This is a genomic window from Collinsella sp. AM09-41, assembly GCF_003473245.1.
GTDB lineage: Bacteria > Actinomycetota > Coriobacteriia > Coriobacteriales > Coriobacteriaceae > Collinsella.
In genome coordinates this window covers 586,927-599,461 of sequence record NZ_QRMJ01000001.1, presented here as the reverse complement: position 1 = coordinate 599,461, position 12,535 = coordinate 586,927, and the positions used below count along the sequence as shown (strand labels likewise).

9 protein-coding genes are annotated in these 12,535 nt (G+C 61.4%); 8 read left to right on the top strand and 1 reads right to left on the bottom strand.

The window, feature by feature from the left end; translation table 11 throughout:
• The first annotated feature begins 38 nt into the window (after window positions 1-38).
• Both DW112_RS02680 and DW112_RS02675 read left to right on the top strand, forming a co-directional pair.
• Window positions 39-2,648 carry a DNA topoisomerase I gene (locus tag DW112_RS02680; protein ID WP_118328264.1) on the top strand — a complete coding sequence of 870 codons (2,610 nt, stop codon included), beginning with the start codon at window positions 39-41 and terminating at the stop codon, window positions 2,646-2,648.
• Between the two features lie 315 nt (window positions 2,649-2,963).
• The gene (locus tag DW112_RS02675; protein ID WP_117654912.1) at window positions 2,964-3,467 is read left to right on the top strand and encodes a DUF5626 family protein; all 504 of its coding nucleotides are present in this window, start codon (window positions 2,964-2,966) and stop codon (window positions 3,465-3,467) included.
• A gap of 529 nt (window positions 3,468-3,996) precedes the next feature.
• Here DW112_RS02675 and DW112_RS02670 read toward each other — a convergent pair.
• Entirely contained in the window at window positions 3,997-4,980 is a 984-nt protein-coding gene (locus tag DW112_RS02670) for a zinc-ribbon domain-containing protein (RefSeq protein ID WP_118066270.1), read from the bottom strand.
• A gap of 206 nt (window positions 4,981-5,186) precedes the next feature.
• On the opposite strand from DW112_RS02670, the gene tmk reads away from it, so the two are divergent.
• From tmk to DW112_RS02640, 6 genes are all read left to right on the top strand, one after another.
• Window positions 5,187-5,870, top strand: coding sequence for a dTMP kinase (tmk, locus tag DW112_RS02665; RefSeq protein WP_117629904.1), 684 nt, complete (start codon window positions 5,187-5,189; stop codon window positions 5,868-5,870).
• Between the two features lies 1 nt (window position 5,871).
• Complete coding sequence (locus DW112_RS02660; protein WP_117629903.1) at window positions 5,872-6,999, top strand: ATP-binding protein; 1,128 nt, start codon at window positions 5,872-5,874, stop codon at window positions 6,997-6,999.
• Entirely contained in the window at window positions 6,990-8,690 is a 1,701-nt protein-coding gene (locus DW112_RS02655; RefSeq protein ID WP_117629902.1) for a regulatory iron-sulfur-containing complex subunit RicT, read from the top strand. Before DW112_RS02660 ends, DW112_RS02655 begins: the two co-directional genes overlap by 10 nt.
• A 102-nt stretch (window positions 8,691-8,792) precedes the next feature.
• Window positions 8,793-9,599 (top strand): ComF family protein, encoded by an 807-nt coding sequence (locus tag DW112_RS02650; protein ID WP_233503119.1) that lies wholly within the window; start codon window positions 8,793-8,795, stop codon window positions 9,597-9,599.
• A gap of 10 nt (window positions 9,600-9,609) precedes the next feature.
• Entirely contained in the window at window positions 9,610-10,719 is a 1,110-nt protein-coding gene (locus DW112_RS02645) for a hypothetical protein (protein WP_147351826.1), read from the top strand.
• A 731-nt stretch (window positions 10,720-11,450) separates the two neighbouring features.
• Entirely contained in the window at window positions 11,451-12,476 is a 1,026-nt protein-coding gene (locus DW112_RS02640) for an ABC transporter substrate-binding protein (RefSeq protein ID WP_233503126.1), read from the top strand.
• Window positions 12,477-12,535 lie beyond the last annotated feature (59 nt).

Sequence of the window (12,535 nt, the reverse complement as noted above, 5' to 3'; positions counted from 1 at the left end):
GCGGGCGCAGCCGCAGAGATATGAGATAGGAGCCTCTTTTGAAGCTCATCATCGCCGAGAAAAACGACGCCGCGCGTCAGATCGCCGAGCGGCTGTCCACGGACAAGCCCAAAAAGGACAAGGTGTACAACACCGCCATCTACCGTTTTGAGTGGAAAGGCGAGGAGTGCGTGACGATCGGTCTTGCCGGTCACATCCTCGCGCCCGATTTTTGCGACAGCGTGCTGTTCGATAAAAAGCTGGGCTGGTATTCGGTTACCGAGGACGGCGAGATGCTGCCGGCCGACATGCCCGATGGCCTGGCTCGTCCGCCCTACGACACCAAGCGCAAGCCGTTCCTTGCCGACGGCATTTCCATCAAGGGCTGGAAGCTCGAGAGCCTGCCTTACCTCACCTGGGCGCCCGTCATTAAGCTACCGGCCGAGAAGGAACTCATCCGCTCGCTCAAGAACCTCGCCAAAAAGTCCGACAGTGTCATCATCGCCACGGACTTCGACCGCGAGGGCGAACTGATCGGTTCGGACGCCCTCAACAAGGTGCGCGAGGTTGCGCCCGACTTGCCGGTCGCCCGCGCCCAGTATTCTTCGTTTACCAAGGCCGAGATTACGCAGGCCTTCGATAATCTTGTCTCGCTCGACCAGAATCTGGCCGACGCCGGCGAGAGCCGCCAGCACATCGACCTCATTTGGGGTGCGGTGCTCACGCGCTACCTGACGCTCGCCAAGTTTGGCGGCTTTGGCAACGTGCGCTCCGCCGGCCGCGTGCAGACGCCGACGCTCGCTCTGGTGGTCGAGCGCGAACGCGAACGCATGGCGTTTGTGCCCGAGGACTATTGGCAGATTCGCGGCATGGGTGCCGCTCAGGGTGCTGCCGAGGATGACCGCTTTAAGATTGCGCACAAGACGACACGTTTTACCGACAAAGATGCTGCCGAGACGGCGTACGGCCACGTCGACGGCGCTACGACGGCAACCGTCGCCGCGGTGACCAAGCGCTCCCGCAAGCAGCAGCCGCCCACGCCGTTTGCGACGACCTCGCTGCAGGCTGCCGCCGCGGCCGAGGGCATCTCACCTGCACGTACCATGCGCATCGCCGAGTCCCTCTACATGGCGGGCCTCATCAGCTATCCGCGTGTCGACAACACCGTGTACCCTGCGACGCTCGATCTGGGCGCCGTGGTGAGCGACCTGGCAAAGATCAACCCGGCGCTGGCGCCCGTGTGCAAAAAGGTACTCGCCGGCCCCATGAAGCCCACGCGCGGCAAAGTCGAGACCACCGACCACCCGCCCATCTACCCCACGGGCGAAGGCGATCCGTCCACGCTCGATGGCGGCCAGCGCAAGCTCTACGACCTCATCGCCCGCCGCTTCCTGGCAACGCTCATGGGGCCCGCGACCATCGAGAACACCAAGCTCGAGCTCGACGTCAACGGCGAGCCGTTCGTGGCTTCGGGCGACGTGCTCGTGACCCTGGGCTTCCGCGAGGCGTATCCGTATGGACTTAAGCGCGACGAGCAGATGCCGCCGCTGGAGCAGGGCGATACGGTCGACGTTTTCGACATTAAACTCGAGGCCAAGCAGACCGAGCCGCCCGCGCGCTACAGCCAGGGCAAGCTCGTGCAGGAGATGGAAAAGCGCGGCCTGGGCACCAAGTCCACGCGCGCGAGCATCATCGAGCGCCTGTATGCCGTGCGCTATCTCAAAAATGATCCCGTGGAGCCGAGCCAGCTGGGCATCGCCATTATCGATGCACTGTCGCAGTTTGCCCCGCGCATCACGAGCCCCGATATGACCAGCGAGCTCGACGGCGACATGACCCGCGTGGAGCGCGGCGAGGACACCGAAGAACATGTCGTGACGCACTCGCGCGCGCTGCTGGCCGGCGTGCTCGACGAGCTGCTCAAACATACGCAGGAACTGGGCGACGCCATCAGCGACGCCGTCACGGCCGATGCGCGCGTGGGCGCTTGTCCCAAGTGCGGCAAGGACCTGGTTATGAAGACGAGCGCCAAGACCCGCGGCAGCTTTATCGGCTGCATGGGCTGGCCCGACTGCGATGTGACCTATCCGGTGCCGAGCGGCGTCAAGGTGAGCCCGCTCGAGGGCGAGGCGGCCGTGTGCCCCGAGTGCGGCGCGCCGCGCATTAAGTGCCAGCCGTTCCGCCAGAAGGCCTTCGAGATTTGCGTGAACCCCACGTGCCCCACCAACTACGAGCCTGACCTTAAGGTGGGCGAGTGCAAGGTGTGCGCCGAGGCCGGACGCCATGGCGACCTGATCGCGCACAAGAGCGAGAAGAGCGGCAAGCGCTTTATCCGCTGCACCAACTACGATGACTGCGGCGTGAGCTATCCTCTGCCGGCGCGCGGTAAGCTCGAGGCGACGGGCGAGACCTGCCCCGAGTGCGGCGCCCCCATCGTGGTGGTCAACACGGCGCGCGGTCCGTGGCGCATCTGCGTGAACATGGACTGCCCGACCAAGGAGAAGAAGCCCGCCCGCGGCCGCAAGACCACAACCAAGGCGAGCACGGCGAAGAAGACAGCGGCGGCCAAAAAGACGACGGCTAAGAAAGCCACTGCCGCCAAGAAGACGACCGCGAAGAAGTCAACTGCGAAGAAGTCGACTGCCAAAAAGACCGCTGCCGACAAGTAGCCGCACGGTCGAAACATCACCTAGAACAAAAACGAGCGAGGACCTCAAGATCCTCGCTCGTTTTTTATCCGGCAGTTAGGGACGTTCCTTTTCTGCCGGGCGGCGAAAGAGTGCGCCCAACGACCAGCCGTTTAAGAGCGCCCCCGATACATAGTTGTCGGAACCTGGTCGTCTGTTGATAAAAAAGAAACCGCTAACGGACAAAATGGCGCCTTTTGCGGATTAGTTGCTGTGCCGGAAAATAAATTGTCAGAACCAGGCGATAATTAAATTGCCGCGGCTGTCGTTACATATGACACGTGACAGGAGGACATGATGAAAAAAATGCCCAAGTTGTTGTTAGCAATGGTTGTCCTATTTTTCGCCACCGGATTTATTTTATTGCCCTCCGCAAATGCTTCTGAGTATTTGACGCCCGCCGACGCATGCTTCGATTTGAATGATGGGCCGAAACAAGAACGTACTATCGAGCTGTCAGATGGCTCTACAGGTGTTTTTGGGATAGAGAAAGAGCAAGCTGATGTTGCCCCGATTTGGGACGGCTACTACAACGCTACTGATGGGAATTGGAAGGTTTATTTCTATACTGGAGTGCTCGATGCTGAGTACTGGATATCAATCAAGAACTACAACATTACATCGTGGTGGGGCCATAAAGCATCTTCCGTTGGCGGTGCCTTATCGAATTTCAGTAAGAGTTTTTCTTCCAAACGAACAAAGTGGAGCTTTCTTTTTACCGGAGTAGGCGGTATGGCGTCTGCGACTTATACTCTTGGAGCTGAAATAAATGGCTCTCGGCTGCATACATATCTAGCGTGATTCAATATGGGCGTGTTGGGCAAGATCAACATTGGCGGAGAGGTTTCCCTCCTGGCAATAGTTCTGGTTGAGATCGGGATCGTCGCTGCGGTGATCTATCTCGTTTGCAAGTTGATAAAGGCTCTCAAAAAGGTTATTGAACGAACCAAACAAGAGTAGGCGGTCAGTCCGCTCGATTTCGAATCCATTTCAGCGGGTGCCATCCTCTCTGTCTGCTTATCTGTGGGCGGAGAGGATTTTTCTATGACTGAGACCGCATCAGCGCCAAATCCACGCCTATCCACGACCCGTCACCTGGGGACGTTCCTTTCCAGCCGGTGCTTGGGGAGACTCCTTGCCACCCGGTCGTCGTGGATGTTCTTAAACGACTAGCGATCGGGGACAGCCCTTGCCGATTGGCCGGTTTGCCGTCCGGGTTGGCAAGGACTGTCCTTTTCTGCCGGCAGTTTAGGAACGTCCCCAACTGCCGCCTCAGGTAGTCATTGGGGACGTTCTTTAATGACTAGTCGTTTAAGAACGTCGCATGCGACTAGTTCACCTCGACAGGCTTAGCGCCGGGATAGCGCTCCTCAAAGTCTAGGCGGTACTTATTGTCATTGGTGCCCGCCACGTTGTCGCGCGCCAGCGGCGCCACGATCTCATTCTTGTGGTCCGCAGGCTTGGCGTATTTCAGGCTGATCTCCCAGGCATCACAGATTGCGTCAATGCGGTGATCCAGGTCGTCGTACAGGGCGATGATATCCTTCCAGGAGCTGTAGTTCTTGGAGCTCGTCGGGACGTCCAGGTCCTCGACGATGTCGTAATACTGCTCGATGGTGTCCTCCGTGCGCTCGGCGACGTCGGCGAGATTTTGACGGGTGGTTCGATCCTCTTCCAGATAGTTGCCGTTGAAGTTCTGCGCGCAGCCACGGACCTGGCTGTCGAGATCTTCGAGCAGGTCGTAGTATTCGCTCAGGCGACGGTAGAGGTTCTGCTCGGAGAGCGTTGCTTCGCCGCCATCCTCGTCGTCATCGTCATCATCGTCGTACAGGCTGTTGGGATTGCCGAGAGGCTTTAGGTCATCGTCGTCGACGTCATGGTGCAGCTTAGCTACCTCGGCAGTCGTCTGCGTGGCGGCGTTGTCGAACGGTCTGATCGCAAAGAAGATGACCAGGGCGATGATGATCGCCACCAGCACAACGATAACGGCGATAAGCGGCCCGGTGCCGCTCTTTTTGGGAGCGGGGGTCTGTGGCGAAGCGGGCGCGTATGCGGGAGCCGGCTGCTGTTGGGGCGAGCCGCTCGCGACGGGTATGCGCTGCGTGGTCTCGACGGCCTCGGTCCTTGCGGCGGGGTCGGGGCTATAGGCGAGGGGGTCGTCCGCCTTGGCTTGCGGCGTATCAAGGGAGCCGGTCTGCTCAAAAGCGGGCTGGCTATCGCTCGCGGCTGTTTGCTCAACGGGTGCACCGCACGAGGTGCAGAACTTGGCATTATCTTCAAGAAGCTTGCCGCACGAGGCGCAATACCGAGACATTGCCACTCCTTTCGCCACATTTCAATGCAATACGACGATTATACCCACTGCCCCAAGAAGCCGGCAGTTAGGGACGTTCCTTATCTGCCGGCAGTTTAGGAACGTCCCTAACTGTCGGCTAATCGTTGGGGCGCGCCTGTCCCTGGGGTATCATGGCTTGGTTGATATATCCGCATTTACGCGCCTTGTAGGAAGGGGCTGCGTCCATGGCTTTTGAGCCCGCTCAACATAGCTTTATCACGCTCGAGGGCGTCGACGGTGCCGGCAAGTCCACGCAGGCGCGCCTGCTTGCTCGCGCGCTCGAGCTCGCTGGCCACCAGGTTGTGAGCCTGCGCGAACCGGGCGGCACCGCCATCAGCGAAAAGATCCGCGCCCTGCTGCTCGACCCCGCCAATATGGCGATGGGCGATACCTGCGAGCTGTTGCTCTACGAGGCCGCGCGTGCCCAGCTGGTGCACGAGGTCATCGCGCCCGCCCTCGCTGCCGGCAAGGTGGTCCTGTGCGATCGCTTCTACGATTCCACGACCTGCTACCAGGCGTTTGCCGACGGCCTCGATCGCCAGATGGTGCGCGACGCCAACAACCTGGCCGTCGCGGGAACGCACCCGGCGCTCACACTCGTCTACCACATCACGCCCGAGCAGGCGGCGCTACGCATGGCAGCCCGTGGCGCGGCAGATCGCATGGAGGCTAAGGGCATGGCATTCCAGGAGCGTGTCTACGAGGGGTTTTGCGCCATTGCTGCCGAGGAGCCAAACCGCGTAAAGCTCATCGACGCCACTACGACCGTCGAGGTAGTTTTCGAGAAGACGGTCGAGCAGGTTCGCGCGTACGGTCTCGATATCCCCCAGGATGCTGTCGCCGCCGCGCTTGCCAAGGAGGCCGAGTAACATGGCCCCCGCTCAGGCAAGCCTGCTGGCCAAGCTCGACACCCAAGAGCGCGTGCGCGACTTTTTGACCAATGCCGTCGCCAGCGGCCGTGCATCGCACGCCTACCTGTTTTTGGGCGCGCCCGGCGCGGGCAAGCTCGATGCCGCGTGGGCGCTCGCCCAAGCCTTCCTGTGCGAGCAGGACGGCTGCGGCGCATGCGACAGTTGCGTGCGCGTCTCTCGGCATACGCATCCCGACGTGCACTATTACACGCCCGAGAGCGCCACGGGCTATCTTATTGCCCAGACCCGCGAGCTGCTCGATGACGTGCCGCTGGCACCCATTCGCGCCAAGGCCAAGGTCTACATCATCGACCGTGCCGAGCAACTGCGCGCCAACACCGCCAACGCACTGCTCAAGACACTCGAGGAGCCGCCCGAGGGCGTTATGTTCATCTTGCTGGGCACCTCGGCAGACGTGATGCTGCCCACCATCGTGAGCCGCTGCCAGTGCGTGCCGTTTCGGCTGGTGTCGCCCGCCGTCGCCGCGCAGGCCGTGAGCCGCGCCACCGGCCAGGACCCCGCGCGTTGCCGCATGGCGGTCGCCGTGGCGGGAAGCCCCACACGCGGCATCGAGTTTCTTAAGAGCGCCGAGCGCCAGGACGCCCGCCGTCAGATGGTCCGTGCCATCGACTCACTCATTGCCGCCGACGAGGCCGACGTGCTCAGTCGCGCCAAGTCGCTCATCGTCGCCGTCAAGGCGCCGCTCGCCGAGGTCAAGTCCACGCAGGAAAAGGTACTCGAGCAAAATGCCGACTACCTGTCGCGTGGAGCATTGAAGCAGCTTGAGGACCGCAACAAGCGCGAACTCAACGCGCGCGAGCGTTCGGGTATCATGGAAGCGCTGGCGAGCGCGCGGACGCTCATGCGCGACGTGCTGCTGACACTTCAGGACGAGGCGGCCGACGTGGTGAACGAAGACGTGCGTGACACGATCGGTCGGCTTGCCGCTGCGACGAATGTTGCGGGTGCCACCCAGGCGCTCGAGGCGGTCGCAACCGCCGAGCACAACATCGCCAGAAACGTTACTCCCCAGCTGGCCATCGAGGTCATGCTGTTCGATATCAGGAAGGCACTGAAATGCCGTTAGTCGTACCCGTTAAGTTTACCTACGCCTCGCGCGACCTGTGGTTTGACCCGCAGGACCTGGATATCCTCGAGGCCGATTATGCCATTTGCTCCACCGAGCGCGGAACCGAGATCGGCTTGGTTACGGCCGATCCCTTCGAGGTGCCGCAAGACGAGATCGGTCAGCCGCTCAAGCCCGTGCTGCGCGTGGCGAGCGACATCGACCTGCAGCTTGCCGACGATCTTGCCATCCAGGGCGACGAGGCCATGGTCGATTTCCGCCGTCTGGTCAAAGAACTCGACCTCGAGATGAAGCCGGTGGGCGTCGAGTACCTGTTTGGCGGCGAGAAGGCCGTGTTCTACTTTGCGGCCGAGGAGCGCGTCGATTTTCGCCAGCTCGTCAAGGATCTGTCCTCGACGCTGCACATTCGCGTCGACATGCGCCAGATCGGCGTGCGCGACGAGACTCGCCTGGTGGGCGGCTATGCCCAGTGCGGCCAGGAGCTCTGTTGCACGCGCTTTGGCGGACAGTTTGAGCCCGTCTCGATCCGCATGGCAAAAGAGCAGGACCTGCCGCTCAATTCCTCCAAGATCAGCGGCGTTTGCGGCCGCCTGATGTGCTGCCTGCGCTATGAGTTCGAAGCGTACAAGGACTTTAAGAGCCGTGCGCCCAAAAAGAAGACGCTCATCGATACGCCGCTCGGCAAGGCGCGTATTCAGGAATATGACACGCCGCGTGAGCAGCTGGTGCTGCGCCTGGAGAACGGCAAGGTCTTTAAGGTCAACCTGGCCGATATGACCTGCTCGGAGGGCTGCAAAAAGAAGGCCGCCGAGCAGGGCTGCAACTGCCGCCCCGACTGCGTGACGCGCGACGTGCTCGAGCGCATCGAGTCGCCCGAGATGCGTCTGGCGCTTATGGAGCTCGACCGCGAGAACGGCGTCGACGTGGGCGATGGCCTGTCGAGCGCCGACCGTCTGGCCGGTACGTCGATGCCCAAGCGCCGTCGTCGCGATGCTGAATCCGATGCTCGCGCCGGTCAGGGGCAGGGCGAGGGCCGTGGCCGCGGAAAGGGCCGCAGCAAGGCCGAGGCGCCTGAGGTCGAGGATACCGCCGGTGGCCGTCGCCGCCGCAAGCGTGCGGGCTCTGCCGATGCCGGCGAGGCCGCAGCCGCCGGCAAGAACGGAGCTCGCGAGCGCGAGGTTCAACAGCCCCAGCAGCAAAACCGCGGCGGTGGCATGAACCCCACGCGCCGTCGTCGCCGTCATCTGTCGAGCGAGGAGCGCGAGGACGCCTTCCGCGCCGCAGCTGCTCGCGAGGCTGGTGCCGCTTCCAAGGGCGCCTCGGCCTCCGACGCGCCTGCCGACAAGGGCGGCAAGTCACGTGGCGAGGAGGAGCGCGCGCCGCGTTCGCGCCGTCGCCATTCCTCGGGCGCGCAGCAGAAGCCCTCAGTGCCCTCCGTTGCCGATCAGGTCTCGGATGGCGAGGTCAAGGTCACGCGCCGTCGTCCCGGAGATGGCGGGGGAGCGGCTGCCAAGGCTTCGCGTGGCGCCGCTCGCGACGAGCGCGAGCCGCGCGAGGATCGCGGTGGCGAGGGCTCGGCCGACCAGGGTCAAAAGCGCCGTCGCCGTCGCCGTTCCCGCAAGCCGCGCCAGGATGGTGGCGAGGGCTCGGCCCCGTCTTCGTCTGCACCACAACCGCCTGCCGGCGAATAACGCCCGCGAGCGGATTTAACCAGCCTTGCCCCAATCGCGTCGGGGTACCATAGCGCTGAATCAACAACCCTCCCTGCGATCGAACGTAGGGAGGGTTGTGTCGTGAAGAGACATTTGAATGTGTTGGGATGCCTGCAAGGTGCCGGCGCCCTACCGTTTGCGGACGGATTGCTACCGTTTGCCGAGCGGGCGGCACGCGAGGCGCTCGAGGCATTGTCGCCAACACGATGTGCCGGCTGCGAGCGCGCCGGTGCGCTTATTTGCCAAGACTGCCTGGCTGCGCTCACGCTCATCGACCCACGGCATAGCTGCACCCGATGTGGCGCCCCGTTTGGGGATTTGCTGTGCACTGAGTGTTCGGTCGAGGGCACGTCCTCGGCAATGGCGGAGGCACTCGACCGGTGCCTGGCGTGCTCCGTCTATGCGCATCCGCTGCCGCGCATCATTAAAGCGTACAAGGACGCGGGCGAGCGACGCCTGGCGCCGTATCTGGCGGAGCTGCTCTACGACACCGCCCTGCATGCCCAGGTCGTAGCGCCCGAACGCTTGGGAGGTGTGCTGTCCGGTGCGGATGCGGTGGTGTTTGTGCCTGCGACGGCGGCAGCGTTTCGGCGGCGTGGCTTTGATCATATGGAGGCCATTGCGCGCCCATTTTGCGAGCTGTCGGGTGTTCCCCTGCTCGATGCCCTCGTCAAGTACGGGCATGGCGACCAGCGCGAACTCGGTCGTGAGGAGCGTCGCGAGCGTGCCCAAGGCATGTACGAGACGGTTGAGGACGTGCACGGCCGCCGCTTACTGCTTATCGATGACGTTATCACCACGGGCGCGACCATGGCAGCAGCCTCGGCGGAGCTCAAGCGTGCCGGCGCTGCGGCAGTCGATGGCCTTGCTATCGCACGTGTTTGGTAGGGGTGGTTTTGTGGCAGTGAAGATTGAGCGGCGCAACGAGCCGACAGGCGAACAGCTAGCGGCTTCCGTAATCCTAACAGGCGCTTCAGCGCTGCGCATGATGCGCGCCGAGCGCCGGCAGATGGGCTATATCAGCTGGAAGGACCTTAATCTCGATGAAGAGCGCCGTGTGCTGCGCACGTCGTCGCCCTCGACCGAGGATATCTATCTTCCTGACTTGGTGCGAATTGGAGCCAAAAGTGGCGAGGTGCAAGAAGATCTGTGCTTGCTGGTGGGATCTGCGGCGCAGCGCCGCCGCATGCCTGGCGTAGGCTGGTCCGTGTGTTCCAGGTTGCCCGCAGGCTCGATTCTAGAGGTGGAACCGGGGGTGTACAGCCTATCTCCCGAGGCCCTTTGTGTTGCCGTTGCGCGCGAGGTCGGCTGCATCCAGGCGTTTGCCCTGGCCCAGGAGCTGTGCTCCAAGATTTCACTGAGCGATCGCGGGAAGTATCTGCCTCCCTACACCTCGCCTGTTACGAATAAACTTGCAAAGGACAAGGACCAGCCAGCAGACGTGGGCTACTTTGAAGTCGAGCCGGTGCTGATGCCCGATCGTCTGGCAGATTGTCTCGCGGTATACAAGGGGAACACGGCCAAACAACTGCAGCGTCTGTGTCCCTATCTTTCGGAAAACCTGCGCTCACCCATGGAGTGCATCATGCTCGCTTTGTTTTCGCTTCCGTTTTCCTATGGCGGTTTTGCCTGCGGTCCCTTTAAGACCGACTACAAGATCGAGTTCGATGACCGCGCGCAGGCAATCTCGGGGATGCCTCATGCAGTTTGCGATGCGTATCAAGAGGCAGCCCGGTTTGACCTGGAATACAACGGTGAGCTGGGCCATTCGTCTCGCGGTGGGCGCATTCACGACGAAAAGCGTAATACGGGCTTTATAGCTATGGGGATCGAGGTCGCAACGGTCAATAACGAGATGCTCTGCGACATGGAGGCGATGGAGGCACTCGCATGGCGCATATACCAACGCATGGGCAAGCGGTACCAAAACCGCGTGGAGGCTCGTCGGAAGAAGCAAGACGCGCTGCTGAATACGCTCCGAGCATGTTTTGGGCTTAAGCCAGCATAGATGTTGGTTTTGAGAGGGGGTCTGTTTATAGGTGCTGTGCAAAAAGTGGCAAAAATGAGTACTGATACAAAATTAGTAACAGCAAAATCTGATATTTGCGGATCGAGAAACGGTAAAAATCGCGAAGATAATAAACAAATGTGGGAAATCAAGGCGCTAAGCAGGGCTAAATGAGCTCGAAACCGGCTCACGAGGTGGAAAATCGCTGCTACTAAATTGGTAACAGTACTCATATTTGCCGTTTTTTGCACACGGCCCCTAAAACGGGCGTCTCGAGGCTCCCCATAGGGGGCGACGAGCTCAATCTGGCCACGTGCAGCCCGTCCTGACCTGCGAAATCTGTACTCGCGATGCGAATGACGCCCCTAACCTTAAACTTTAGCTTGAACTTAGCTATAATGCGCTACGTTCCTACCAGGCTGTGGTTGCGGACGGACGAAATGCCCGTCCTAGTCCAAGACAGACGCGGTCAAAGGGATCCACGTAAGCGACCGCGTGCGCGCGGCGCGATCATGGCGCGTCCTAGATGTAAGCCGCACCGTCCGTTCTACTTTCTTTGGGGCAATACCGCCTCGCGGGCGAGCGGGCCAGTCGTGAGGGTGGCTGCGGCCTCCCGAGCAAACACCCCGGTGCGCAAGTGTGGGGTCAAATACCAGGTCAGCTGGTGGGAACAACCCGATATTCCGCGCAACGCACGGATCGTATACGACACAGAAGGCAGGGTAGTGGACATGGTGAGGGGCAGCTTGATGCACGCGGCTCGGTTAGGTGCTGGGACCGCAGCGGTCATTGCCGTTTTGGGCCTGAGCGGATGCGCGTTCAACCCGCTGTCTACGTTCACGACTCCCACGATCGACCAGATCGAGTACGAGACCGTCACGCCGGCGGTGTCGGACGATGCCCTGGTCACTCCCGGAACCCTGACGGTCGCCCTCGATACTTCCGATGCGCCGCAGGCAATGCAGGGCGCCGACGGCGAGCTTACGGGGTATGCAGTCGATGCTGCCCGCGCCCTCGCAAGCCGCATGGGCCTTAAGGTCGCCTTTGTCGATGCGTCCTCGGCAGGTTCCGCGCTCGGCGACAAAAAGGCTGATATCTTTATCGGCGAGATCAACTCCACGGACGGGGACGTTAGCTCGCTCGGCACCTGCCTGTACGATGCCGCTTCCGTGTTCGGTAAAACCAGCGATGGTGGGTCGCTAAGCGTTTCCACCGATACCCTTAACACGTCTACTCTGGGTGTCCAGATGTCCTCGGCCTCGCAGGAGGCGCTTGCTAAGCAGAGCATCACCGCCAACCAAAAGACCTACTCCAACATCAACGAGTGCTTTGAGGCGCTCGAGTCTGGCGAGGTCGACTATGTGATCTGCGACTCCACAGCCGGCGGCTATCTTGCACGCCTGATGAGCGAGGTCTCCTATGTCGGTGCGCTCGAGGCGCCCTCGACGCTTGGTGTTGCGGGCCTCTCGTCCAATGACGAACTGTGCCGTGCCGTGAGTGATGCCCTCGACGACATCACGGTCGACGGCACGCTCGAGGCGGTTCACTGCGTCTGGTACGGCCAGATTCCCTACGACCTCACCACTAAGACGGTTTCGGGCGCTAACGTGCAGCCGGGCGACTCTGAGTCCAGTGAGACCACGTCCTCCGGCAGCGAGTCCTCCGATTCCAACAATGAGACCGCATCCTCCGAGGACAAATCGTCCAGCCAGGAAGGCACCATCACTGACGACGACATTAACAAACTTAATAGCTAGTTATTGCTAGGGGTGGTGTCTCCTATACGTTGGAAAGGACACCTCTTCACGGTTTCAAC